Annotated in this window: 28 protein-coding genes; 16 read left to right on the top strand and 12 right to left on the bottom strand. The window is 61.7% G+C overall.

The genetic code is table 11. From position 1 onward, the window contains the following. Positions 1-5: 5 nt before the first annotated feature. A complete protein-coding gene (locus NCN06_RS09910) occupies positions 6-473 on the top strand; it encodes a DUF1823 family protein (protein WP_115022182.1) in 468 nt (155 codons plus the stop codon). 1 nt (position 474) lies between these two features. Here the strand turns inward: NCN06_RS09910 and NCN06_RS09905 are convergent, their stop codons facing one another. Then, entirely contained in the window at positions 475-858 is a 384-nt protein-coding gene (locus tag NCN06_RS09905; RefSeq protein WP_115022181.1) for a L,D-transpeptidase, read from the bottom strand. A gap of 151 nt (positions 859-1,009) precedes the next feature. Between NCN06_RS09905 and der the strand changes: the two genes are divergently transcribed. The 6 genes from der (at position 1,010) to proC (ending at position 5,710) form a co-directional block, all read left to right on the top strand. Beyond that, complete coding sequence (gene der, locus NCN06_RS09900) at positions 1,010-2,377, top strand: ribosome biogenesis GTPase Der (protein ID WP_226398703.1); 1,368 nt, start codon at positions 1,010-1,012, stop codon at positions 2,375-2,377. A 3-nt stretch (positions 2,378-2,380) separates the two neighbouring features. Further along, the gene (locus tag NCN06_RS09895; protein ID WP_226398704.1) at positions 2,381-3,289 is read left to right on the top strand and encodes a CbiQ family ECF transporter T component; all 909 of its coding nucleotides are present in this window, start codon (positions 2,381-2,383) and stop codon (positions 3,287-3,289) included. A gap of 24 nt (positions 3,290-3,313) precedes the next feature. Further along, a complete protein-coding gene (locus NCN06_RS09890; protein ID WP_115022177.1) occupies positions 3,314-3,580 on the top strand; it encodes a PipX family protein in 267 nt (88 codons plus the stop codon). Positions 3,581-3,584: 4 nt separating this feature from the next. Continuing rightward, positions 3,585-4,247 (top strand): YggS family pyridoxal phosphate-dependent enzyme, encoded by a 663-nt coding sequence (locus tag NCN06_RS09885; RefSeq protein WP_226398705.1) that lies wholly within the window; start codon positions 3,585-3,587, stop codon positions 4,245-4,247. Between the two features lie 75 nt (positions 4,248-4,322). Continuing rightward, positions 4,323-4,889, top strand: a complete 567-nt coding sequence (locus NCN06_RS09880) for a cell division protein SepF (protein ID WP_115022174.1) — start codon at positions 4,323-4,325, stop codon at positions 4,887-4,889. A 44-nt stretch (positions 4,890-4,933) separates the two neighbouring features. Next, the gene (gene proC, locus NCN06_RS09875) at positions 4,934-5,710 is read left to right on the top strand and encodes a pyrroline-5-carboxylate reductase (protein WP_370631237.1); all 777 of its coding nucleotides are present in this window, start codon (positions 4,934-4,936) and stop codon (positions 5,708-5,710) included. Here proC and cobI read toward each other — a convergent pair. Then, positions 5,707-6,438: a precorrin-2 C(20)-methyltransferase gene (gene cobI, locus NCN06_RS09870; protein ID WP_226398707.1), complete on the bottom strand. Its 732-nt coding sequence runs from the start codon at positions 6,436-6,438 to the stop codon at positions 5,707-5,709. The two genes, proC and cobI, sit on opposite strands and share 4 nt — an antisense overlap. A 47-nt stretch (positions 6,439-6,485) precedes the next feature. Here cobI and NCN06_RS09865 point away from each other — a divergent pair, with 47 nt between their 5' ends. From NCN06_RS09865 to NCN06_RS09850, 4 genes are all read left to right on the top strand, one after another. Next, complete coding sequence (locus tag NCN06_RS09865; protein ID WP_226398708.1) at positions 6,486-7,046, top strand: 1,2-dihydroxy-3-keto-5-methylthiopentene dioxygenase; 561 nt, start codon at positions 6,486-6,488, stop codon at positions 7,044-7,046. 21 nt (positions 7,047-7,067) lie between these two features. Beyond that, complete coding sequence (locus tag NCN06_RS09860; RefSeq protein WP_226422303.1) at positions 7,068-7,469, top strand: hypothetical protein; 402 nt, start codon at positions 7,068-7,070, stop codon at positions 7,467-7,469. A 154-nt stretch (positions 7,470-7,623) separates the two neighbouring features. Then, the gene (locus NCN06_RS09855; protein ID WP_250398892.1) at positions 7,624-8,142 is read left to right on the top strand and encodes a L,D-transpeptidase; all 519 of its coding nucleotides are present in this window, start codon (positions 7,624-7,626) and stop codon (positions 8,140-8,142) included. Further along, positions 8,143-8,661, top strand: coding sequence for a methyltransferase family protein (locus NCN06_RS09850; RefSeq protein WP_226398710.1), 519 nt, complete (start codon positions 8,143-8,145; stop codon positions 8,659-8,661). A gap of 9 nt (positions 8,662-8,670) precedes the next feature. Here the strand turns inward: NCN06_RS09850 and NCN06_RS09845 are convergent, their stop codons facing one another. The 5 genes from NCN06_RS09845 to hpf are packed head-to-tail and all read right to left on the bottom strand — an operon-like array spanning position 8,671 to position 13,337. Beyond that, a complete protein-coding gene (locus NCN06_RS09845) occupies positions 8,671-9,840 on the bottom strand; it encodes a glycosyltransferase family 4 protein (RefSeq protein ID WP_226398711.1) in 1,170 nt (389 codons plus the stop codon). Positions 9,841-9,872: 32 nt separating this feature from the next. Further along, positions 9,873-11,252 carry an MFS transporter gene (locus NCN06_RS09840; protein ID WP_226422305.1) on the bottom strand — a complete coding sequence of 460 codons (1,380 nt, stop codon included), beginning with the start codon at positions 11,250-11,252 and terminating at the stop codon, positions 9,873-9,875. Between the two features lie 28 nt (positions 11,253-11,280). Then, positions 11,281-12,054: a DNA repair protein RecO gene (recO, locus tag NCN06_RS09835; RefSeq protein ID WP_226398713.1), complete on the bottom strand. Its 774-nt coding sequence runs from the start codon at positions 12,052-12,054 to the stop codon at positions 11,281-11,283. Then, entirely contained in the window at positions 12,055-12,735 is a 681-nt protein-coding gene (locus tag NCN06_RS09830; protein WP_226398714.1) for a beta/alpha barrel domain-containing protein, read from the bottom strand. It lies immediately after the preceding gene. Positions 12,736-12,749: 14 nt separating this feature from the next. Then, complete coding sequence (gene hpf, locus NCN06_RS09825) at positions 12,750-13,337, bottom strand: ribosome hibernation-promoting factor, HPF/YfiA family (RefSeq protein WP_226398715.1); 588 nt, start codon at positions 13,335-13,337, stop codon at positions 12,750-12,752. A gap of 11 nt (positions 13,338-13,348) precedes the next feature. Between hpf and lipB the strand changes: the two genes are divergently transcribed. The 5 genes from lipB to queA all read left to right on the top strand — a co-directional run bounded on the left by lipB (position 13,349) and on the right by queA (position 19,035). Then, positions 13,349-14,047, top strand: a complete 699-nt coding sequence (gene lipB / locus NCN06_RS09820; protein ID WP_226398716.1) for a lipoyl(octanoyl) transferase LipB — start codon at positions 13,349-13,351, stop codon at positions 14,045-14,047. A gap of 28 nt (positions 14,048-14,075) precedes the next feature. Further along, on the top strand, positions 14,076-15,989 hold the full coding sequence (locus NCN06_RS09815; protein ID WP_226398717.1) for an AMP-binding protein: 1,914 nt from the start codon (positions 14,076-14,078) through the stop codon (positions 15,987-15,989). Positions 15,990-16,081: 92 nt separating this feature from the next. Then, the gene (locus NCN06_RS09810; RefSeq protein ID WP_250398891.1) at positions 16,082-16,525 is read left to right on the top strand and encodes a YlqD family protein; all 444 of its coding nucleotides are present in this window, start codon (positions 16,082-16,084) and stop codon (positions 16,523-16,525) included. Positions 16,526-16,581: 56 nt separating this feature from the next. Next, positions 16,582-17,913, top strand: a complete 1,332-nt coding sequence (locus NCN06_RS09805) for a dihydrolipoamide acetyltransferase family protein (RefSeq protein WP_226398718.1) — start codon at positions 16,582-16,584, stop codon at positions 17,911-17,913. 12 nt (positions 17,914-17,925) lie between these two features. After that, positions 17,926-19,035, top strand: a complete 1,110-nt coding sequence (queA, locus tag NCN06_RS09800; protein WP_226398719.1) for a tRNA preQ1(34) S-adenosylmethionine ribosyltransferase-isomerase QueA — start codon at positions 17,926-17,928, stop codon at positions 19,033-19,035. A 47-nt stretch (positions 19,036-19,082) separates the two neighbouring features. Here the strand turns inward: queA and cysK are convergent, their stop codons facing one another. From cysK to NCN06_RS09775, 5 genes are all read right to left on the bottom strand, one after another. Continuing rightward, positions 19,083-20,069, bottom strand: coding sequence for a cysteine synthase A (gene cysK, locus NCN06_RS09795; RefSeq protein ID WP_226398720.1), 987 nt, complete (start codon positions 20,067-20,069; stop codon positions 19,083-19,085). A 100-nt stretch (positions 20,070-20,169) separates the two neighbouring features. Continuing rightward, positions 20,170-21,624, bottom strand: coding sequence for a PLP-dependent transferase (locus NCN06_RS09790; RefSeq protein WP_250398890.1), 1,455 nt, complete (start codon positions 21,622-21,624; stop codon positions 20,170-20,172). Further along, entirely contained in the window at positions 21,621-22,763 is a 1,143-nt protein-coding gene (locus NCN06_RS09785; RefSeq protein ID WP_226398722.1) for a trans-sulfuration enzyme family protein, read from the bottom strand. The genes NCN06_RS09790 and NCN06_RS09785 overlap by 4 nt, the downstream gene beginning before the upstream one ends. A 110-nt stretch (positions 22,764-22,873) precedes the next feature. Beyond that, positions 22,874-24,262 (bottom strand): photosystem II reaction center protein CP43, encoded by a 1,389-nt coding sequence (gene psbC, locus NCN06_RS09780; protein WP_115022594.1) that lies wholly within the window; start codon positions 24,260-24,262, stop codon positions 22,874-22,876. Next, on the bottom strand, positions 24,246-24,658 hold a 413-nt coding region (locus NCN06_RS09775; protein ID WP_502988835.1), incomplete at its 5' end, for a photosynthetic reaction center family protein. The genes psbC and NCN06_RS09775, both read right to left, overlap by 17 nt.

Here is a 24,658-nt window from a genome sequence, read left to right as displayed (position 1 = left end):
GGTCCATGCTGCACAACGCAATCGACATGCCCTGGCCGCTGAGTCGTTCGTTGCTCTTGCAGATCCTGGAGGACCGCTGCAGTGATCGCTTTGTCTGCGAAAGGGTTTGGGAACGCTTGGGATACCGGCCCAATGAACTCCAATGGTGCGCCGGTCCAGACACGCCAACGGATTGGGCGGATGCCTTCCCCTTGGCTCCCGAGTTGATCGCCGAGCGGCCGGCATCGGTTCGTTTGACCCGATCGATTCCCAAGGAATACAAGCAGCTGCTGAAGCAGCAGCTCAACTTTGCGGGCTACCGGATCGGTGAGCTTTTCCCCCGACGGACCCGTCGTGCCACGGCGGTGAACTGGCTCTTGGCCTGGCTGGCACAGCAAGGGGAGCCCCTGCCGGAACAGGGGCCTTTAGGGCCAGAGCTTCCGGCTCCAGCCGATCCGGTGCAGGGGCACCCCGGCGATCTGCCGGTGGGGTGATTCAGGCCTGAATGGTGATCGGCGTGCCCTTCGGCGTGTTGTGGAACAACCAGCGGGCGTGGGTCATGGGCATGCGCACACAGCCATGGCTGCGGGGGACGCCGAAGGGTTGCCCGGCGTTCTCCTGCCAGGGCGCTGCATGGAGGCAGATGGCCTCGTTGGCACTGACGCACATCGTGTAAGGCACGCCCGGAACGGTGTAGGTGCGTCCGTACATCGTGGTGGAGCGGTACTTCGTGAAGACCTTGCTGTTGAAGGTCGGTGTTGGCGTTGAGGCCTTGCCGGTGCTGACGGGGATCACGCGGACGACTTCCTGTTGGCTGTTGTAAACCGTCAGGCGCTGGTCGGAGAGGTCGACCACAAGGCTGGCGACGAGCTCGAGCATGGCGAGGGAACACACTTCACCCGCCCTAGCTGTCTCAGCTGAGACTCATTTGTCTCGCCCGGAAAGAATTTCGGTTTTGCTCGCGATGGGCACCAGGCTCATCGGCACTAAAGGCGTCTCTGTAGGGTGAATGATTGGCCTGAACAGACCCTTGGCGCGTCCCGTCGTCGCAATCATCGGACGCCCCAATGTCGGTAAGTCGACCCTTGTGAACCGGCTGTGCCGCAGCCGAGAAGCCATCGTTCACGATGAGCCCGGCGTGACGCGTGATCGCACCTATCAGGACGGCTATTGGGGTGATCGGGAATTCAAGGTCGTCGACACCGGCGGACTGGTGTTTGATGACGACAGTGAATTTCTGCCTGAGATCCGGGAGCAGGCGGCTCTTGCTCTCGAGGAAGCCAGTGTGGCCTTGGTGATCGTGGATGGTCAGCAGGGACTAACGGCCGCTGACGAATCCATCGCTGAATTTCTGCGCAGTCATCGCTGTCCCACGCTTCTCGCGGTGAACAAGTGTGAGTCGCCTGAACAGGGCCTGGCCATGGCCGGCGAATTTTGGAGTCTTGGGCTTGGTGAGCCCCATCCGATTTCGGCCATCCACGGGGCCGGAACCGGTGAACTCCTTGATCAGGTGCTCACGTTTCTCCCGCCGAAGGATCAAGAGGGGGAGGAGGAGGAACCGATTCAGATGGCCATCATCGGCCGGCCGAATGTCGGGAAATCCAGTCTTCTCAATGCCATCTGTGGAGAGCAGAGGGCCATCGTCAGTCCGATTCGCGGCACCACGCGCGACACGATCGACACCAGCATCATCCGGGAGCAACGCCCCTGGCGTCTGGTGGACACAGCGGGCATCCGCCGGCGGCGCAGTGTGAATTACGGGCCGGAGTTTTTCGGGATCAACCGAAGTTTCAAGGCGATCGAACGCAGCGATGTCTGCGTGCTGGTGATTGATGCCATGGATGGCGTGACCGAGCAGGATCAGCGCCTGGCGGGCCGCATTGAAGAGGACGGACGAGCCTGTGTGGTGGTTGTCAACAAATGGGACGCCGTCGAGAAGGACAGCCACACCATGACGGCGATGGAAAAAGAGCTGCGCTCCAAGCTGTACTTCCTCGATTGGGCTCCGATGTTGTTCACATCGGCACTCACCGGCCAACGGGTGGACAGCATCTTCGCTCTGGCCGCCTTGGCGGTTGAACAGCATCGTCGCCGTGTTAGCACCTCCGTTGTGAATGAGGTGCTGAAGGAAGCACTCAGCTGGCGTAGTCCGCCCACCACCCGAGGGGGGCGTCAAGGCAAGTTGTATTACGGCACGCAGGTCGCAAGTCGACCCCCCAGCTTCACCCTGTTCGTCAACGACCCCAAACTTTTCGGGGAGACCTATCGGCGCTATGTCGAGCGCCAGATCCGCGAGGGCCTCGGCTTCGATGGAAGTCCGTTGCGTCTGTTCTGGCGCGGCAAGCAACAGCGCGACGCTGAACGCGATCTGGCCCGTCAACAGAGCCGTAAAGGCTGAGTCATGGACTGGTTACGTCAGGTCCCGATGGGCCAATACGTCGATGGCTCCAGTGGTTGGCTCAGGCGGTTGGACCCTCGACTGAAGCTGGCCTGGTCCCTCGTCTTTCTGCTCACACCTGTTTTGGCCGGCCCCTTGTGGCGCGTCGCTCTTGTGGTTGCTCTGGTGGTGATCACCCTGGCCAGTGGTCTGGCCCGGTCGCTGTGGTGGCGGTCTGTTCTTCTGCTGACGGCGTTGGCGCTTGTGGTGGGCCTGTTGTCGATGCTGTTGCCTGCTGTTGATCCCCCTGCGGCTTTCCCCCTTCGTAATCCGGCCGAGCTTCCTGGGCTCGAGACGGAAGGACCCTCCTGGGATCTGCTGCGCCTAGGCCCCCTGCAGTTGGGTGGTCTCAAGCTGGGTCCTCTGGTGGTGGACCGCGCCTCTGCAGTGCTGGGGCTGCGGACGTCGACCTTGATCTTCACGGTGATTCACAGCGTCAATTTGATGTTGATCACAACCCCTCCGGAGGATCTGGTCTGGGCTCTCAGTTGGTGTCTGACTCCTTTGAAGTGGCTGGGGTGTCCTGTGGAGCGGTTGGGGTTTCAACTGTTGTTGGCCCTTCGTTTTCTGCCTCTCGTTCAGGAAGAGCTCCAGAATCTGCTGCGATCTCTTGCCAGTCGTGCCGTCAATCTGCGCCAGCTGGGTTTCAAGGCCGGCTTCGGCTTGGTGCTGGCCGTGGGAGAGAGGCTGTTGGCCAACATCCTTCTAAGAGCTGAGCAGGGAGCGGATGCACTGGTGGCCCGTGGGGGTCGGATTCTTGGCCCTTCGTATTTCCGCATGCCTCCTGAACGTCCTGCTCACCTGCTGAATGGCCTGGCGATGACATTGCTCTTGTTGGTGATCGGGCTCAGGGGTCAGTACGGTGCTCTATGACCTCTGATCAAGGCTGATCACGGCATGGCGTCCGAGCGATATCTGAATCACCCCACCTTCGGGATGCTCTATCGGGTAGCTCCGGCTGGTGAGGGGCGTGACGTTTACGCCACGTTGTATGCCCAGAGAATGTTCTTCCTGGTCACCTTGCAGCCCCGTGGCGCCCAGTTCGAAGTGATCCCCTACGGCGACGCACGTCACCACGCTGAGGTGCATCTGGGCCGGTGCCGGCGGGACCGGTCAGAGGACCTGAACTCCTGGACTCAGCTATTCGATCAGACGTTCATCTGAACTCTTGACGGATTCATTCGCTGCGCGTTGGCAGGCGCTCCAAGTTGACCGCCCCTCCTCCGCCAGGCTTCTGGCGGTTAGCAAGGGCCACCCGGCATCGGCCGTCCGTTCCGTGGCAAAGCTCGGTCAGTTTGATTTCGGGGAAAGTCGTGTTCAGGAGGCGCTGCCTAAGCAGAAGGAGCTGATCGATCTGCAGCTGCGCTGGCATTTCATCGGCCGCCTCCAGAGCAACAAAGTGCGGCCCGTGGTGAAGGCCTTCGATTTCATCCACTCCGTCGATTCTTTGCTGCTCGCTGAACGGGTGTCGCGCATTGCTGTGGAGGAGGCCCGGCAGCCCGATGTGATGCTTCAGGTCAAACTGCGCCCAGATCCCAGTAAAGGGGGGCTGTCTGCCGATGAACTCTGCGCTATCTGGTCAGACCTGCAAGCTCTGCCGGGGTTGCGGATCTCGGGCCTGATGACCATGGCGCCATTCGACATGGCCGCGAAGCAGCGCAAAGAGTTGTTTTCCGACTGCCGTTCCCTGGCGGATCGGTTCGACTTGGCGGAGTGTTCGATGGGGATGAGTAGCGACTGGAAAGAGGCTGCGGAGGCGGGCAGCACCTGGCTCAGGGTTGGCTCGGCACTGTTCGGCCCGAGATTGGTGTCAACAGACTCTGCTAATTGACTTGCCCCGCACCGGCGAAAACGGTATCCAGGGACATGGTTTTCGAACCACATTCAGACCGAGAGGAATCCCAAGGTGTCGCTGATCTCCCGTCTCCGTGCTGTCGTCGCTGGCGATGACTATCTCGATGGCGAATTGGATGATTTCGCTTACGAAGACGAGCAAGACGACCAGGACCAGCGCGCCATGCAGGCTGATGGTGGTGCACTGGCAACCATTGGTGATACCAACCCATTTGATCTCGGTAGTGACCTGCCTGGATCCAATGTGATCGGGATGCCGGGCATCAGCACTGCGTCTGCTGAGGTGAATGTGATGGAACCTCGCAGTTTCGATGAAATGCCTCGGGCCATCCAGGCCCTGCGAGAACGCAAGACGGTCATTCTCAACCTCACGATGATGGAGCCCGACCAGGCGCAGCGTGCCGTTGACTTCGTTGCTGGTGGCACCTTCGCGATTGATGGTCATCAGGAGCGCGTCGGAGAGAGCATCTTCCTGTTCGCCCCAAGTTGCGTCACCGTCACCAACACGGGCCAGGACGAGGCCTCGGCCCCCACGGTTGTGAGCCGTGAGGCCGATGTGGCAGATGCTGGGGAATCCTCCAGCGCTCCTTCGCCCGCTTGGGGAGCCGCCGCTCTCTGAATTCTCCTGTGCAGCCAGCTTTCGGTGTAATCGGTCTGGGCCGCATGGCTCAGGCCCTTGTGCTTCCACTTCTGGAGAGTGGTCGGATTCCGGCTCACCAGCTGTTGGCCGTTGTTGGGGGGAGCGGCTCCTTGGAGCAACGCCGCTTGGAGTTGCCGGCTGGCATCGGACTGGTTTCTGCTGACGATCCTTCAGCTCCCAAGGTTTGGACCGCACCGGTCCAGTTGCTTGCGGTGAAGCCGCAGCAATTGGATTCCGTTGCTGCAGCAGCTCCACCCGTCACGGATCGGCCGCTGCTCATTTCTGTTTTGGCGGGAGTGTCTCTGGCTCGGTTGCAGCATCTGTTTCCTGGCCACTGCTGTGTGAGGGCGGTGCCCAATACCCCTGCGCTGGTAGGAGCCGGTTTGACGGCTTTGGCCTGGGGTGAAGGGATCGCTCCAGCGCAACGGGATCAGGTGCAGCAGCTATTCGCCGATGTGGGCGAAGTGCTTGAGCTGGCTGAAGCCAAGCTTGATGCCTTCTTGGCGTTGACTTCCTCGGGTCCAGCCTTTGTGGCTTTGGTGGCTGAGGCCATGGCTGATGGAGCGGTGGCTGCCGGTCTGCCAAGGGATCTGGCGTTGCGGCTGAGCCACCGAACCCTGGCTGGAACGGCTGAACTGCTGGATCGTCGCGATTTGCACCCTGCCCAGCTCAAGGACATGGTCACTTCACCGGCGGGAACGACGATTGCTGGCGTTCGTGCCTTGGAACGTATCGGTCTGCGCTCCGCCTTGATCGAAGCTGTCATCGCAGCCGCGGAACGCAGTCGGGAGCTGGCTTAGGGCAACACATCAGGCCATCCCTGACGAATGAGCAGTAGTGAGAAGTAGGGGCGTGGTTCGGCATCAACGGCATCCGCTGAACAGATGCGTTGTTCCGGCCAACCGACTCGCTCGGCGAACAGTGCTTGATCCAGCAGCGAGCGTTGCTTCAGCAGGGGTTGCACCCAACTCCAGCGTCGCCCCAGTTTCAGCAGGGCGAGCACCTGCCCTGTGGTGGCGGCGGTGTCCAGAACCACCCCCAGCTCTTCAGGGGTGTCGGGGCAGGGGCGCACCAGCAATTGATCCTGCTGCAGGGCGAGGGGCCAGAGGCCGGCAGCGGCCGCGGCGGAGCACGAGGTGATACCGGGAATCACCGTGACGGGACAGTTGGGCCACTCCTGGAGAATGGCCAGCAGGACATAGCTGCAGCTCGCAAACAGAGACGCATCGCCTTCACACAGCAGCGCAACTCGCTGGCCAGAACGGACGATGTTTTGCAGCTGTTGCGCCGCCGTCTCCCAGGCGGCTCGACGTGGCTCGGCGGCCTCCACCATCGGGAATAACAGCGGCAGGCACTGATGGTCGCTGCGGATCCAATCGGTGGCGATGCGGGCGGCCATGCTGTCGGCTCCCGGTCGTCCGACCGGGTAGGCCACCACCTGCGCTTGGCGGATGGCCTCAACGGCGGCGAGGGTCAGCAGAGATGGATCGCCCGGGCCGACTCCCACCAGCGTGAGACCCCCAGTCATGGTGGGATCGATGATGGTCAGCAGTCGATGCGCCCGGGGTCCAGACGATGAGTCGTCTCAGCATCTTTCCAGACGAAACAGCACAAAATGACCCGAATGGGCTTCTACCCGAGCTGGAGAGCGGTGATCCAGCGGTGATTCAGGCGGAACTTCAGCGCCGGGGCATCGGTTTTGAGCAATGGCCCGCCGATCAGCCCCTTCCTGAGGGTGCTGATCAAGCCTCCATCCTTGAGGTTTATGCCGCAGCCATTGCCCGGGTTCAGCGCGATGGCGGCTACGCCACGGTCGATGCGATTCGGATGACCCCGGATCACCCCGATCGCGAGACTCTGCGTTGCAAGTTTCTTGAGGAGCACACCCATGCTGAAGACGAGGTGCGCTTTTTTGTGGAAGGGTGCGGCTTGTTTGTGTTGCACATCGGTTCTGAGGTGCTCAGCGTGCTCTGTGAACAGGGCGACCTGATTCGTGTTCCGGCAGGGACCCGTCATTGGTTTGATATGGGCCAGCGCCCCCGGTTCTGTGCCGTGCGTTGGTTCAATAATCCTGAGGGATGGGTGGCTCAGTACAGCGGCAGCACCATCGCCCAGCGTTTTCCCAGGCTTGACTGAGTGAGCTTTCCAGGCAGGTTGATGCACTTCCCCCGATCTCTCGCTGGGCTGCTCTTGGGTCTGCCCCTGGCGTCAGTGATGGCTGTCGCCGGAGTGATGGCTGATGCCGCAGAGGATGCTCCCCTGGCACCAGAGGTTCAACGGCGGGTCGCCGTGGTGGTGCTGGCCCGCAGAATTCGAAGTTATGCCGCCATGGCCAAGGCCAGCAGCGATTGCCTCGTGGAGAAGGGACGTCTTCGACGCAGCCAAGCCAACCAAGCGCTGGTCAACACGCTGGAGGAGCTGGGCATCAGCCGGGGTGTGCTGACCAACCCCCTGGTGGAGGCCGTGAGCCCACGCCTTCAGCTCTTGCTTGATGACAGCTGTGCCTTGGATCCCAAGAGGGAGGCTGAAGCGCTGCAGCTCGCTGGAAACGAACTCTGAGCTCTTCTCGTGGCGGGTCTCAGAAGGGGACGGTGAGACGGCTGGCTTTTATTTCCTCAGCGAATAAAAACCGCCCATAGGGTTCCGGCCTCCTTGCCTGGCTGCTGTGGTCGTTCGATCTTGTCTCGCCTTGAATCTGCTGGCGCTGTTATCGGTGCCATGTTCTGCGGCTGAGATGGATCTGGCCTCTGCATCCACTTCCCCATCCACTCCCCCATCCACTCCCCCATCCACTGGTGAGTCGGTTCTGGTGCTGAACCGCACCATGCGATCGCTCACACACACTCGAGATCCCATCTGGAGTCTTCGTCTTGAAACCCCTGGCGAGCCTGTGCAGCACTTTGATGCCGTCAGCGGTCGAGCCCACCGTCAGAACGCCGATCGTCATCGCTCCGGCACCCGTGCGCCGCTTCCTGCCGGTCGTTACAGCCTCGGGCCGGTGGAAGCCCTGGGTCCCGCTGATCCGAGCGAGCTCGGGCCGATCTGGATCGGGATTGAACCGGAGTTTCCAACAGGGCGAGGACATTTGGGCATTCATCTCGATCCCAGCGCCAACCGCAATGCCAACAGCGGCACGCTGGGCTGTGTGGGGTTGATTCGCTGGGAGGACATGCAGGCCCTGGCGGGCCTTGTGCAGCGCCGTAACGTCCGAACATTGGTGGTGAGTGAGTGAATGTTCTCGGATTGGGGCTTCAGTTGGGGTGGCTGGTTGGACAACCGCCGCGGTGAGTGGTGGCTTCTGGCTCAGCTGCTGCTGATCACGGCCCATCTGCTCCCTGTCTGGCCTTCCCCGGCCAGCTTCGGTCTGCTGATCTGGCCCTTGCCCTTGTTTGGGCTTGGCTTGCTGTTGCTGGCTTTGGGTCTGTTTCGGGTCATCGAGGCCCTTCGTTCTCTTGGGGCCAGCCTCTCGCCGCTGCCGGCGCCCAAGCTGTCGAATCAACTGATTGCTACTGGGGCTTACACCATCTGTCGGCATCCTCTGTACCGGGCCCTGTTGCTTTGTTCAGCAGGTGTTGTGCTGGCCACCGGCAGCTTGCTGCATCTGTTGCTCTTGTTCAGTTTGGCGGTGGTGCTGCGGGGTAAAGCCCGCTTTGAGGAGGAGGGTTTAAGGGCGGTGCATCCGAATTACACCCAATACGCCGCGGTCACTCCGGCGATTGTCGGCTGGATGCCGGGTCTCGACTGGCGCTGATCGACAAGTTCAGGCGGCGACTCTGCTGCGCAGCATCAGATCTGAATAAAGCTGTTCGAGGGCATCGATGTTGCGCGAAATCGTGTATCTCTCCAGCGCGCGGATGCGGGCTTGCCGGCCCAGTTCCGCTGTCAGCACCGGCTGGTCTCTGATCACTGGGAGCAGGGTGCGCAACTGGGTGGTGACTCCTTGCGTGCTCAACACGATCCCCGCTCCTTGCTCCAAGACCTCGCCATCGGCACCAGCATCGGTGGCAACGCAGGCTGTTCCGGTGGCCATCGCCTCTAGCAGGGCCAGCGACAGGCCTTCGACAAGGCTCGGAAGGATGAAGACCTCAGCGCACTGGAGCAGGGCCACCCGGGTGTCCTGGTCCGGCTCATGGCCCCACCAGAGAATCCGGTCGTCGTTGAACTGGTTCATCAAGCTGTTGCGAAGCGGTCCGTCGCCAACGATCACCAGTCGACACCCCTCTGGGGAGACAAGACGCCAGGCTCGCAGCAGGGCCTCGACGTTCTTCTCCGTCGCCAATCGCCCCATATAAAGCACGATTCGTTCTCGGCCCAGCCGCTGCCGAACCTGTTGATGCATCAGCGAAAGGGTCCCTGGGGCTGTTGGGCACCAGCGGTCGGTATCAACACCATTCGGGATCACTGTCAGACGATTTCCTGGAACGCCGAGGCGCTCCAGGAAATCCGCCTGAAGCTGCGAGAACACGATGACCCTGTCGTAGCGGGCCAGAGCCGGTGCATACAGCTGGTAGGTGAGCTGTTGGGTTCCCGCCGTCAGATTGCGTAGGCCCGCATCAAAGGGGGGATGAAAGGTGGCGACGAGGGGGACGCCTAGCTGCTGACAGAGCTCCGGCAGACGGAAATCCAGAGGCGAAAGGGTGAGGCTGGCGTGAACCAGGTCAGGCTGCAGCCGTTCGAGTGATTCCCTCAGCTCCCTTTGTGCTCCAGGGGAGGGAATCGTGTAAACCTGCGATTTGACCAGATAGGGCAGGCTGACGTCAGGGTCGTTGGCCAGCAGTGACGTGTTGTCACGCTCAGGGCTGCGCGGGTTGTCGAAATGGATGAAGTGCACCTGATGCCCGCGACGCCGCAGCGCTTCGGTGGTGCTGATCCCGTAGGACACATTCCCGCAGAAGGGAGACTTCTTGCCGAGCCAGGCAATCTGCGCCAAGCGGGTTAGGCCTCTTCATGCGAACCGGCAAGTTAGCAGCGTTGCCACGGTCGTTCGATCAAAGCCGCAACCAGTGCCAATCCAGCCAGCAGCCACAGCACTGGTTGCAGGCCAATGCTGCTCACCAGGGTCCCTGCCAGAACGAGCGGCAGACTCAGGGCAATGTTGATCAAGTTGTTCTGGAGTCCGAACACTCTTCCCCGCTCTGTTTCGGGGGTTTCCTCCTGAATGGTGGTCTGAGCGGGAATCGCTACTAGAGCTGCTCCAATTCCGAGAATGCCGCAGAGGCTCAGGGTGAAGATCAGGGAGCCCTGAAGTTGGCTGAGCAGCACCAACGTCCAGGTAATGGTTCCCAGGCCTGTGGCTGTGAGTCGACGTCGGCTGAACCGATGTCCCAGTTGGGCGATCACGACGGCTCCGATCGCCATTCCCAGCCCACTCATGGCCAGGAGTGCGCCAAACCCCGAGGGGCCCAGGTTGTCGATCAGGGCAGCGAGCTGAAGCGCGAGCACGTAGAGCGCCGCCAACAGGCTGTAGAGCAGCACCAGATGAATCATGGCGCCCCGTACGGAGGGAACCCGTCGCAGCACCTGCAGCCCTTCACCGATCTCTGTCCAAACCGAGGTGTTGGAGGGGGGCTTGGGGGCTTCTTGAAGTTTCAGGCGCGACAGGCTGAGGGCAGCGAGGCCGTAACAAAGAGGAAGCAACAGAAACTCGCCGCCATCGATGCCGAGGGACGCCAGGCTGCTGTGCAGCGTTCGAAGAATTGGTTCCCCCAGGGCGAAGCCCAGGATCGTGGCTCCCATGCTGGTGGCTTGATAGAGGGAGTTGGCGGCCAAGAGGTGTTCCCCAGGCACCACAACGGGAATGGTGGCCTGTTCAGAGGGGGCGAAAAACTGGGTCAGGATCGACTCAAGGAAGGTCATTCCCACCAGCCCCCAGTAGCCCCAGGGAAGCCCGAGCCAAACCGGGCCTGAGAGGAGACAGATCGGTGCGAACACCACGAGAAGGGCTCTCAGGGCATTGCTGGCCACCATCACCCGACGCTTGGGCCAGCGGTCAGCCCAGACCCCAGCCACTGTCCCAAGCACCATGGCGGGGATGGTGTTGGCAACAAAGATGCCTGTGGCAAGCAGGGTGATCACCTGAGTGCGTGTGCTGATGTCCAGGCCGTAATCCGACGCCATCTCCACCAGCACGCCATTGCCCTGCCCCTTCAGCAGCAGGTGTTGATCGATCAGAAAGACCATCAACACGATGTAGAACTTGTCCGCAAGTTGGGAAAAGATCTGGCCCAGCCACAGCTTGCGGAAATCGTTCAGTCGAAGCACGGCTTCCAACCCGCGTTTCCCTTCGGGATTGCTGCCGGTGGGCAGAGCGGGTTCAGGGGTGGACAGGCTGGGTCCGCTCAAGGGGTAACTGCATCGCGGCCATGATGGCTCACGCACCTGCCAGCAGCGTCTCCCGCAGCATCGCCAGGGCTTTGCTCGGGCGGTTGAGATGCGTCCGGCTCCAGATGTCGACCACGCTCAGCAGGCGACGCCACACGGCCGGTGGACCCATCAGGTTGCCGTCACGGCGTCGGGGCAGATCGGCACGGGTCAGCCGCTGCAGCAGCGCTAGTTCGGAGGGATTCAGCTGGATAGCCGCCCCAGGCTGCTCGTCGATGGCAAAGCCGTCCTGCGGTAGCAGGCTGCAGCGCCAGTCCCACTGACCCAGTGGTGGTTCCAGGGGATTGCCCGTTATGCAGCAGGTTTGCAGTGGCAATCCATAACCGCCCAGGGTGAGCAGATGGATGCAGGCCTGGACCGTGCCGGCCAGCACCAGCTCAGGCTCGGCTCGGTGGCTCTCGAGACGTTCCAGGTGCAGTTGCATCGTGGCGAGCAAGCCTTCCACGGGGTCCTGCGCCGCCAGCTGAAGGCATAAATCACACAGAGCCTGGGCCGCAGCCAGGGTTTCAAGCTGTTGTCCGAGACCGGAGAAACTGCGCAGAACCCGCAGTTGACGCACTCGTGCCAGGCCACTGCGTCCTCCTACTTGGAGTTCCAAAAGGGTGAGGGGTGCCGCGGCAGCGAGACTGCTCTTGGGCCGGCGCGCTCCGGGAACGGCGAAGCGGCTGACACCTTCCCCATCACTGAGCAGGCTCAGCAGGCGGTCATGCTCGCCCAGGGGTCCCACCTTGAGGGCGAGTCCTGTGAGGCGTCGTTCTGCCATTTAGGCAGCGGGGCGGCGTTGGGCCTGAAGCAGAGCAGGGGCGCTGCTGGTGCCCAGTAGATCGGCCCCCGCCAACAACAGTTCACCCACATGGCTCAGGCTGTGAATACCACCGGCTGCTTTGATCGCGCAGCGTTTGCGGCTCAGTTGCTTCAACTGACGGATCTGATCGGGATGACACGCCGGACCAAAGCCGTTTCCGGTCTGTAGACCAGCAGCGCCTGCATCAATGGCGGCCTCCACGGCCAGCTCCAGTTGTTCCGTTTCAAGACGTGCCATGTCGAGGATGGTCCGCACAGGAAGCCCCAGGTCGCAGAGAGCCGAGAGCTCTTCGGCAAATGCTCCTGAATCGCCGTTTGCCAAGGCAAGGAAGTCTGGAACGACATCGAGCTCCTGGGCGCCATGGGCGGCGCACCACTCCGCTTCCGCCAGCTTGAGATTGGCTGGAATAGCACCGAACGGGAAGCCAATGGCGGCCACCAGGCGAGGGCCCGAGTCGGTGCCCCCGAGTCGTTCACGCAGCAGCGGCAACTGCCGCGGAGTGGTGCAGATGGCACGCACGCCCTCCTGCACCCCGGAGTCAGAAAGGGCTTGGAGTTGGTCTCGGGGCAGCAACGGGTCCAGGATCGCCTGATCAAGCCTTGGCGGTAGGTCGGGGAGCTCTTGGGCTGGATCAGCCATGGCGGGCCAAGCGGTCAGTCACGAGCCTGAATCACGCCATATCCTCCATGGTTGCGTCGATAGATCACCTGCAGTTGGTCACTGTCCTTCTCGCGGAAGAGATAGAAGTCGTGGTCGATGAGATCCAACTGGCGACGAGCGTCGTCCAGGCTCATCGGTGGCATGGCGAAATATTTCCGTCGGACACCCGGATCCGGCAGTTCCGCCTGTCGCCCCTGCAACAGGGATTCCTCAACCGGGATGTCGTCGTTGACGACATCCGTGCTGGGGGTGTGGCTGGCGCTGTGGCCATGGCTGTGGTGGTGATCGCTGTGGCGTTCCTTCCAGCGGCGCAGCTGGCGGGCGAGTTTGCCAGCGGCCAGATCGATGCTGGCGTAGAGGTTTTCACTGCGTTCCTGGGCCCGGATTACGGTCCCGTTGGCGAAGACCGTCACTTCGGCAGTCTGCTGCGGGACGCGGGGGTTGCGGGCTACCGAGAGATGGACGTCCGCTTCCCGCACAGCACCATCGAAGTGCGCTGTTGCCCGCTCCAGTTTGGTTTGGGTGTAGTCCCGCAATGCAGGCGTGATCTCGAGGTTGCGACCATGGATCAGCAACTTCATGCCTCGCTCCTGTGCCGGTTGTCATCGGCAAGCTAGATACGGCGCACGATTCGGCCCACCCCCAGCGTGCATTTCTTTTCGAGCCCGATCATCCGGTTCGGTTCGATGCGGCTTGGTCAGCGCAACAGCGCTGGCAGAGCAGCCTTTTGGCTGACTCGTTGGCGCCCGAGGCGGTCTGGATTCTTCAGCATGAGCCCTGCTACACCCTCGGCCGCGGCGCGAGTGAGGAGCACCTGCATTTTGACCCTGTCGATCCACCCGCACCCCTTTACCGGATTGATCGGGGCGGTGAGGTCACCCATCACCTTCCCGGTCAGTTGGTGGCCTATCCGGTATTGGACCTTCGGCGGCGCACTCCCGACTTGCACTGGTATTTGCGTCAGCTGGAGCAGGTCGTGCTGGATGTTCTGTCGGAGTTGGGCTTGGAGGGTCAGCGTTTGCCGGGATTGACAGGCCTCTGGTTAGACAACCGCAAAGTCGCCGCCATCGGTGTTGGCTGTCGCCGCTGGATCACCCAGCACGGCCTGGCCCTAAACGTGGATTGCGCGATGCAGGGGTTTGAGCAGGTCACCCCCTGTGGTCTCACCGGTCGTGCTGTGGGAAGGCTGGCGGACTGGTTGCCGGGACTAACGATGGCTGAGGTGCAGCCGCTGCTGCGGCAGGCACTGGCCCATCGCTTCGGTCTGGTCTGGGAGGACGAAGCGAGATAGACCTGAGCTGTTTGAACCCCTGCATCGGATGACGGCCAGCTGGAGCCCGATAGCCCGCGAGACGGATGCTCTGCAACGTCACGCCCATGTTCAGACGTTGCCAAGGGTTGATGCGGTTTGGCCCTGGCTCGCTGACCGCTATGGGGTCATTGCTGCCGTGGATGCGCCCCATGCGGCTCATCCCGAAAGCTTTAATTTCGGCGAACTGGCTGAGCGCATCGCCACCGCCGCCGCTGCATTTCGGCGCCATGGCGTCAAGGAAGGGGATGTGGTGGCTCTCTTTGCTGAGAACAGCCCCCGCTGGCTTGTGGCCGATCAAGGCTTGATGCGTGCCGGCGCCGCTGATGCTGTGCGCGGTGCCTCTGCCCCAGTGGAGGAGCTGCGTTACATCCTTCTGGATTGCCAGGCGACAGCCCTGGTTGTTCAGAACGCAGACGTGTGGCGTCGTCTGGACCTTCCCCCAGAACAACGGGCTCTGTTGCGCTTTGTGCTTCAGCTGGAAGGGGAGCCAGCCGAGGGGACTATCGGCTGGGAAATGTTCCTGTCGTCGGGTGCTGGATGTGATCCCGTTCGCCCGGCTGGGGGGCGAGAGGCCGTCGCAACTGTTTTGTATACCTCCGGGACGACCGGGCAGCCCAAGGGGGTCCCATTGACCCACGCCAACCTGCTGCATCAGATGAGCTCACTGGCTTGCGTGGCCTATCCCGAGCCCGGTGCTCCGGTGCTGAGTGTGCTGCCCATCTGGCATGCCTACGAGCGCAGCGCCAGCTACTACTTTCTCTCCTGCGGTTGTACGCAGACCTACACAACCATCAAGCAACTGAAGAAGGATCTGCCGCGGGTCCGGCCGATTGCGATGGCCACCGTCCCCCGGCTGTGGGAGGCAGTTCAAGCCGGATTTGAGGATGTGCTCAAGACCTTCCCTCCGTCTCGACAGCGCTTGCTTCGGGCGGCGTTGGCCAACAGTGCTGCCCAGCGCAACGCCATGCGAACGGCTCGCAACCTCCTGCTCGATCCGGTTTCAGCCTCCGGACGGTTGCGTGCCTTCGGTTCTGCTGCGCTGCGCTGGCCCATGCATGCTCTGGCTTCGGCCCTGATCTGGCCCAAGCTGCGGCGGCAGCTCAGTGGTGGTCAGCTTGCCTATCCGATCAGCGGTGGCGGTGCCATCGCTCCTCACATCGATGCGTTCTTTGAAGCCGTGGGGATTGAACTGTTGGTGGGTTACGGCCTTACGGAAACCAGCCCTGTGGTGAGTTGTAGGAGGCCTTGGCGCAACATTCGTGGCAGTTCGGGGCTACCCATGCCACAGACCGAATTCCGAATTGTGGATCCCGACAACGGTCAGCCTTTGGGCTTCCGGCAACGGGGTCGGGTAATGGTGCGGGGTCCCCAGGTGATGGCGGGTTATCTCGGGAAGCCTGAGGCCAGCGCCAAAGTTCTTGATGCAGAGGGTTGGTTCGACACCGGTGATCTGGGCATGCTCCTGCCGGATGGTTCCGTGGCACTCACCGGTAGGGCCAAGGACACCATCGTGTTGAGCAGTGGCGAGAACATCGAGCCAGGCCCATTGGAAGAGGCCTTGATGGCCAGCCCCCTCATCGAGCAGGTGATGTTGGTGGGTCAGGACGAACGCCAGCTCGGTGCTTTGATCGTGCCTCGTGCGGAGGCGATCCTTGCCTGGGCGGCAGAAGCCGGAGTGACCGTTGCTCAAGATCTGGGCGGCCAGCCTGGAGAACCGGCCCTGCTCAAACTCTTGATGCGCGAATGCAACAGGTTGCTGAAGCAGAGGGCTGGATCTCGGGGAGATGAGCGCTTGACCGGGGTGGTGCTGGTGAGTCTCTTCAGCATCGAGAACGGACTTTTGACCCAGACCCTGAAGCAGCGTCGTGATCGCATCACCAGCCGCGATCAGCACTTGATCGATGCTCTCTACGGACGTTGAACGCGGCTTAAGACGCTTGTGAGGCGGTCGGTTTACCGGTGATTGACCACACGCGGAAGTGCTGACACGCTTTGGCCGTCTCCCAAGAATCCATGTCCGACGGCACCTCCTTGACGATCAAGCGTCCGATCACCGTCCGAGCCGTGGTGACGCCCACCTGGAAAGAGGAAGCAGAGCGCGAGCTCAGCAGCGGTATTGCGACTGCTGACCAGCAGCTGGCGCAGTTGGAACAGGAGGGTCAGGACATCGTGGATCAGGTGCGTCGTCAGAGCGCCAATCCGCTGGATCCCCGTGTGCAGGATCAGGTTGCGCAGATTCAACAGCAGGTGGCGGCCAAGCGTGCCGAACTGGAGGAGCAGAAGCGCAACTTGCTTCAGCAGCAGGCCCAGGTCCGTGAACTGGACATGGATCAGATCGTTGAGCAGGGGCAGCTGGAGAGCACATGTGAGCTCAAGGTCGGCGACAACCTGGTTCAGAAGATGCAGGTGGCCATCGTTGTGAAGGACGGCGTTGTTCAGTCGATCGAGGAGGCCTGATCGGCTTCCTTCTGCTGACTCGTAAACTCCCCTGATCTGCCCCTTCGGAGACGGTTTTGGCAACCACGGACATCTTCATGCCTGCCCTCAGCTCCACCATGACGGAGGGGAAGATCGTGGAATGGCTGAAACAGCCCGGCGACAAGGTTGCTCGGGGTGAGTCTGTCCTTGTCGTTGAGTCCGACAAAGCAGATATGGACGTTGAGTCGTTTCAGGACGGTTATCTCGCCGCCGTCTTGATGCCTGCCGGCAGCACGGCACCGGTGGGCGAAACCATCGGTCTGATTGTCGAAACCGAAGCCGAGATTGCTGACGCGCAGGCCAAGGCTCCCAGCGCCCCTGCGGCTGCACCAGCCCCTGCACCGGCTCCCACACCAGCTGCGGTTCAGGCTTCAGCTCCGACTCCTGCGCCTGCTCCAGCTCCAGCTCCAGCACCTATCGCCGCCCCTGCTCCGTCGGCGCCGGTTGTGAACGATGGCCGCATCGTGGCGAGCCCCCGGGCCAAAAAGCTCGCGTCCCAGATGGGTGTGGATTTGGCCACGGTGCGTGGCAGCGGGCCCCATGGCCGGATTCAGGCCGAAGACGTTGAACAAGCCTCTGGACAGCCCATCTCTGTCCCCCGTGTGGCGGAGGGTTCCGCTCCTGCGGCTACGGGTCAGCCTGCGGCTGCATCCTCGGCCCCTGCTGCGCCCGCTGGAAACAGCTTTGGTCGGCCCGGCGAGACCGTGGCCTTCAACACCATGCAGGGTGCGGTGAACAAAAACATGGAGGCGAGCCTGGCGGTTCCCTGCTTCCGCGTCGGCTACGCCATCACCACCGACAAGCTGGATGCCTTTTACAAACAGGTGAAGCCGAAGGGCGTCACGATGACGGCGTTGCTTGCCAAGGCGGTGGCCGTCACCTTGGCGCGTCACCCTCAGGTGAATGCCGCCACGACCGCGGCTGGCATGGCCTATCCCGCTGAGGTCAACGTCGCCGTGGCTGTCGCGATGGAAGATGGTGGCTTGATTACACCTGTGCTGCGCAACGCTGATCGCACCGACCTCTATGAGATGTCGCGTCAGTGGGGCGATCTGGTCAAGCGCTCCCGCAGTAAGCAGTTGCAGCCCGAGGAATATTCCACGGGAACCTTCACCCTCTCCAATCTCGGCATGTTCGGGGTTGATCGCTTCGACGCGATCCTTCCCCCAGGCACGGGAGCCATCCTTGCTGTTGCAGCCTCACGGCCCACGGTGGTGGCGGGCAAAGACGGGTCCATCGCCGTCAAGCGTCAGATGCAGGTCAACCTGACGGCGGATCACCGGGTGATTTACGGCGCCGATGGCGCTGCATTCCTGAAGGATCTCGCTGAACTGATCGAGACCCGTCCGGAGAGCTTGGCGCTCTGATCGGTCGTCCGCGTGCCTGACCCCAGGGACCATCAACTCAGCAGCTACGACTACCCTCTACCGCCAGAGCGCATCGCCCAGGCACCGGTCGAGCCCCGTCACAGTGCTCGGTTGTTGATGGTTCCCCCCCAGGGTGAGCCATCAACGGCAGCAGCTCATGGCACGGTGTGGGATCTGCTCGAGCAGCTGCGGCCCGGAGATCTGCTGGTGGTGAATGACACCCGTGTGCTGAAGGCGCGACTGGCGGTGCGTCGTTCCGGGGGTGGGCTGTCCGAATTGCTGGTGCTTGAGCCGCGGGGGGAGGGACGCTGGCTGTGTCTGGCGCGCCCCGCCAAGCGCATGCGGCCAGGAGACAGCCTCACGATTGAGGGAACCTCGATCTGTCTGAAGGTGCTCGCTGAAGATCCAGCGAGCGGTGGACGGGTGGTTCAGTTCCCAAGTGATTGCAGCGATGCTGAAACGATTGAGGGTTTGCTGAATGAAGTGGGCGAAGTGCCTCTACCGCCTTATATCGAACGGCACGATCCCAGTGACAGCCAGCGTTATCAGACTCGCTATGCCGATCGTCCCGGGGCTGTGGCTGCGCCGACGGCTGGACTGCACTTCAGCGATGAGCTCTTGGAGGCCTTGCAGCAGAAAGGGGTTGACCTGGCTCGGATCACCCTTCATGTGGGCCTTGGCACCTTTCGTCCCGTCGAAACGGAAGATCTCACCGCGTTGGAGCTTCACAGCGAATGGGTCGATGTCAGCCCCGCTGTGGTGAAAGCGGTGCAGGCTTGTCGGGGTCGCGTGATTGCCGTGGGCACCACGAGTGTTCGTGCTCTGGAGGGAGCCGCTCAGGCCCATGGCGGCGTTCTGATGCCGTATACGGGGCCGGTGGATCTGGTGATTCAGCCCGGCTATCAGTTCAAGGTGATTCAAGCCTTGCTCACCAACTTTCATCTGCCCAAAAGCTCTTTGCTTCTGTTGGTGAGTGCCCTCATCGGCCGGGAAACCTTGTTGAAGCTGTATGCGGAAGCGATTGAGAGGAACTATCGCTTTTTCTCCTATGGCGATGCCATGTGGATTGATGCTGCGGCGGTGCAGCCCCATGCGGCGCCCACTGGCTTGGCAACGCAATAAAAAAGCCCCGTCCTTGACGGGGCTGGTGCTTGTGGTGCGGAGTGAACTCAGACAGCCACCGGTTGCTCGATGATGCCGGTCGGCACCTCAGCGAACATCACAGACGAGAGGTAACGCTCAGCCAGGTCAGGCAGCACCACCACGATGGTTTTGCCGGCATACTCATCTTTCTCGGCCAGACGAATCGCCGCAGCGGCGGCAGCACCGCAGGAGATGCCGACTAGCAGCCCTTCCTCTTGGGCCAAGCGCAGGGCCATCGCGACGGATTCCTCGTTGGTCACCTGCTCCACCTTGTCGACCACGGAAAGATCGAGGTTTTTGGGGATGAAGCCGGCGCCGATGCCTTGAATCTTGTGGGGACCGGGCTTGATGTCCTCACCGTTCATGGTCTGGGTGATCACCGGGCTGTTGGTCGGTTCGACGGCCACAGCTTCGATGGCTTTTCCGGCTTCATTTTTGATGTAGCGGGAGACGCCGGTGATTGTGCCGCCCGTGCCGACGCCTGCCACCAGCACATCGATGGCGCCATCGCAATCGTTCCAGATCTCCGGACCAGTGGTCTTGAAGTGGATTTCAGGGTTGGCGGGATTGTCGAATTGACCAGGCATGAAGTATTTGGCCGGGTCGCTATCGGCGATTTCTTTGGCCTTGGCGATGGCGCCAGGCATGCCCTTGGCGGCTTCCGTGAGGATCAGTTCGGCGCCGAGAACCGCCATGACCCGACGACGCTCGATCGACATCGATTCAGGCATCGTCAGAATCAGCTTGTAACCCCGGGCAGCCGCAGTGAAGGCCAGAGCGATGCCGGTGTTGCCGGAGGTGGGTTCAACAATCACCTTGCCTTTGGTGAGCTTTCCGCTTTTTTCAGCGTCCCAAATCATGTTGGCGCCGATCCGGCACTTGACGCTGTACGCGGGGTTGCGCCCCTCGATTTTGGCCAGCACGGTGGCCTTGCAATTTTTGGTGACGTTGTTCAGCTTCACCAGCGGGGTGTTGCCGATGGCCTGGCTGTTGTCGTCGTAAATGCGGGACATTGAGCTGCTGCTGTAGGAGGGGCCCGAAGAAAACAAACTAATGATGTTGAGCGGCTCCCCCCTCCGTTGTTAAGGGCTTTTTCAGAGTCTCACCGGACTCTTAGCTATCCAAGGCTCGCTGAAAGCGCATCCAAAGTTCGTCAGGGTCTTCTAAACCCACCGACACCCTGAGTAAATCAGCGGCGACGCCACAGCGCTCGGCCCAGGCCAGTTCGTCGTAGTGGGCAAGCTGGGTGTAGGGGCAAGCCAAGGTGAAATTGGTGCCAAGACTGGGCCCTTTACTGACGCTTAGAGCGTCGTACACCACCTGTGCCTGCTGACGACCTTGCTTCAGTTCGAACGAGAGCAGGCAGCCATAGCCCGCTCCGCTGCGCATCAGAGCTCGAAAATTGGGGCAGTCTTTGGGATGAAGCACCCGTTCGACGGCTGGATGGGTTTTCAGCCGTTCGGCGAGAAGGAGCGCGTGGGCATCCAGCTTTGGTGCCCGTTCCTTTACATCTCGGCTGGCTTCCTCCAAGGCAATGGCATCGGCATCGCCGAGCCCAGCCACCGTCGTGCAGGCGGTGAGCAATGTCCTGGCCCAGGGTGACTGGGGACTCACCAACAAGCTGCCAGCCATCACATCACCACGCCCAGCAAAGCTTTTGGTCAAGGAGGTGAAGATCAGATCCGCATAGGGCAAGGCATTGAGGTTGATTCCGGTGCCAATCGTGTCGTCGGCGATCACAGGGATGCCGCGGACGCGGGCCAAGGCCGATACGGCAGGCAGATCAACACAGCGCAGGAGCGGGTTGCTGGGAAGCTCCACAATCACGGCGGCAGGCTCCAGTTGATCCAGCGCTGCTTCAACGTCCGCCATGTCTTGCGGTTGAAGCAGGTCTCCGCCGTGGAAGACCACCCGCGGTTGCTTCAACACATCCACGTAAGGAAAGCCCAGTTGCAGTGTGCTGCGTCCTGGCCGCAGGTTTTGCACCGCAGTGAGGGCTGCATGGAGCCCCGCCATGCCGGAGGGATGAAGGCTGATGTGGTCAGGCCCCACGTCGTGGATGTCGGCTAGGCGTTGTCGAATGGCACGCCGTGCGGCTTCGCCGTCTTCGCTTGTGGGAGGCGCTTCCTGCCCCAGGGCGATCGCGGCCTGGCGGGACGACAGCCCAAGGCCGGTGTGCTGCCAGAACGCTTTGGCGTGGGGAGTGGCCGATGTATCGCTGCGCAGGCAGGAGACGCTCGCGATAGCAATCAACTCCGAACGGCTGTCTGGTGCCTTGCGGCGGCAGTGGGCCAGGGCCGCCTGAGCTGCTGCCGCCGTGGGGTAGGGCCAGACCGTGCTGCCCGCAATCTCGGACGGTTGAGTGAGTTGTCGGATCAGTGGATGCAGCCCGAAGCGGGGATAGACGGTCTTCAGTGCATCGCGGCAGGCCGGATCGTTCTCTTCGTAGGCAACCACATCAAGCCAGCGCGGCAGCGCGACGGACACCGCATGGGGTGAGTCCGGCAGAGGATGGCCAAGATCGCAGCCCTGCCAGGCCGGATCGTTGAGCAGGTTGCGGGCACTCACGCCAGCAGCTCCAGGGCCTGTTGCAGGTCAGCCTGCAGATCGGCGAGGTCTTCACAGCCCACCGAGAAGCGCACCAGGCCATCGTCAATGCCCAGCTTGGCTTTCACCTCTGCAGACACAGCGGCGTGGGTCATGGTGGCAGGGTGGCAAATCAGGCTTTCGATGCCGCCCAGACTTTCTGCCATCGTGAACCAGCGCAGTTGTTTGCAGAGGGCATAGGTCTGCTCCTGGCTGGCGTTGAAGCTCGCCGTCACGATGGCGCCGCCGGATTTCATCTGACGGGTCGCCACCTGATGTTGAGGGTGATCACTGCGGTGGGGGTAGCGCACCCAGTTCACCGCTCGGTGCTGGGCCAGTTGATCCGCGAGAGCAGCGGCATTGGCCATCTGCTGCTTGAGCCGCAGCGGCAGGGTCTTGATGCCGCGTGTGATCAGCCAGCAGTCGAAGGGGGAGGGTTGCAGGCCCAGAGCCTTCTGGGAGAACACCATCTTCTGGTGCCAGTCGGGGTCGTTGGTGCAGACGGCTCCACCGAGGGCATCGGAGTGGCCGTTGATGTATTTCGTGGTGCTGGTGAGCGAGAGCGTGGCGCCCAGATCCAGGGGACGCTGAACGAGTGCGGTGGCAAAGGTGTTGTCCACCACCACGGGGATCCCAAGGGTTTGGGTGATGGCGCAGACCGCCTCCAGGTCGATCACCTTGAGCAGCGGGTTGGTGGGACTCTCTAGCCACACCATTGCGGGCTTGCGGGATTGGATCTCCTCCAGCGCTTCCGGCTGGGTGAAGTCCACCCATGCGGTTTTCAGCCCGAACTTGGCGAAGACTTGTTCGAACAGACGCACGGTGCAGCCGTAGAGGTTCTCTTCGCACAGCACCAGATCGCCCTGTTTTAGCTGGGAGACCACAGCGGTAATAGCGCTGACGCCGGAGGCGAAGACGGTGGCGTGAGCGCAGCCCTCGACCGAGGCGAGCACCCCATCGAGGATGCGGAAGTTGGGGTTGCCGGAACGGGTGTAATCAAACCCACCGGGGTTGCCATGGGCGAAGGTGCTGGTGGGAAAGATTGGCGGCATCACCGTGCCGGTGCCGTCCGCGTAGCTGTCGCCGTGGTGGATCACGCGGGTGTTCAGACCTGTGTTCACGGACGATCCGTCGATCCGAACAGGCTAAGAAATCGCCTCCCCCCGCCCAATAAAAAACCCCCACCGTGAGGCGGGGGTTAATTGACGATCGTTTGGATTGAACCGGTGGATCAGTCGAGATCGGGCATGCCCAGCACAGGCTCAGCCTTGCGGTCGATGCCTTTCTCGAAGCCAGCAGCAGCAGCGCGAGCGCGGCCTGCGTGCCAGAGGTGACCAACCAGGAAGAAGAAGGCGAGCACGAACTGCGCTGCACCCAGCCACTGGCGGAGGTTCACGTAGTTCACCGAGTTGGGCTCGGTGATGATGCCGCCCACGGAGTTCAGGGAGGCGTTGGGGGCGTGCGTCATGTATTCAGCGGCACGGCGCACCTGCCAGGGCTGAATGTCGTTCTGCAGCTTGTCGAGGCTGAGACCGTTGGGGCCACGCAGGGGCTCCAGCCAGGGACCACGGAAGTCCCAGAAGCGCATGGTTTCACCACCGAAGATGATTTCACCCGTTGGTGAGCGCATCAGGTACTTACCAAGGCCGGTGGGGCCCATGGCGGAACCGATGTTGGCGCCGAGGCGCTGGTCTCGCACCAGGAAGGTGAAACTCTGTGCCTGGGAAGCCTCAGCGTTTGTGGGGCCCCAGAACTCGGAGGGATAGGCGGTGTTGTTGAACCAGATGTAAGCCGAAGCGATGAAGCTCATGAAGCTCAATGCGCCGAGGCTGTAGCTCAGGTAGGCCTCACCGTTCCAGATGAAGGCGCGACGCACCCAACCGAAGGGCTTGGTGATGGCGTGCCAGATACCACCGAAGATCAGAGTCAGGCCAAGCCAGATGTGACCACCGATGATGTCCTCCATGGAGTTCACACCGATGATCCAGCCTTCGCCACCGAAGGGGGCACGGAACAGGTAGCCGAAGATCACACCCGGATCGAGAGTCGGGTTGGTGATCAGGCGCACGTCACCGCCGCCGGGGGCCCAGGTGTCGTATACGCCGCCGAAGAACATGGCCTTGAAGACCAGCAGCAGGCAGCCGACGCCCAGAAGGATCAGGTGATAACCAATGATGTTGGTCATCTGGTTCTTGTCACGCCAGTCTTGGGAGAAGAAGGAGGAGTAGTTCTCCAGAATCTCCGGACCACGCAGGGCGTGATAAAGGCCGCCGAGACCGAGCACGGCGGAGCTGATCAGGTGCAGAACACCGACCACGAAGAAGGGGAAGAGATCAGTGACCTCACCGCCGGGTCCCACGCCATAGCCAAGGGTGGCGACGTGGGGCATGCAGATGAAGCCCTGCTCGTACATGGGCTTGTCAAAGGTGAAGTGACTCACCTCGAACAGCATCATTGCGCCGGCCCAGAACACCATCAGACCAGCGTGGGCCACGTGGGCACCAAGCAGACGGCCTGACAGGTTGATCAGACGGGCGTTTCCAGACCACCAGGCATACCCGGTGGAGGAGAGGTCTTTGCCGCCAGTGGCGCCAAGACCGGGATTAGAGAGCGTTACCACGGGGCAGAACCTCTTCAGGGAAGACGAAGTTTTCGTGCGGCTGGTCAGCCGGTGCCATCCAGGCACGCAGACCTTCATTCAGAAGGATGTTCTTGGTGTAGAAGGTCTCAAATTCGGGATCTTCTGCAGCACGGATTTCCTGTGACACGAAGTCATAGGCGCGCAGGTTGAGGGCCAAGCCGATGATGCCGATGGAGCTGGTCCACAGGCCCATCACAGGCACGAACAGCATGAAGAAGTGCAGCCAGCGCTTGTTGGAGAAGGCGATACCGAAGATCTGGCTCCAGAAGCGGTTGGCGGTGACCATGGAATAGGTCTCTTCTTCCTGAGTGGGCTCGAACGCCTTGAAGGTGTTGGCCTGCTCACCGTCCTCAAACAGGGTGTTTTCCACGGTGG

Source organism: Synechococcus sp. MU1648 (genome assembly GCF_023630615.1).
In the GTDB taxonomy this organism is placed as follows: domain Bacteria; phylum Cyanobacteriota; class Cyanobacteriia; order PCC-6307; family Cyanobiaceae; genus Parasynechococcus.
Note: the sequence above shows the minus strand (reverse complement) of the source record. Positions and strands in the feature narration are given on the sequence as shown.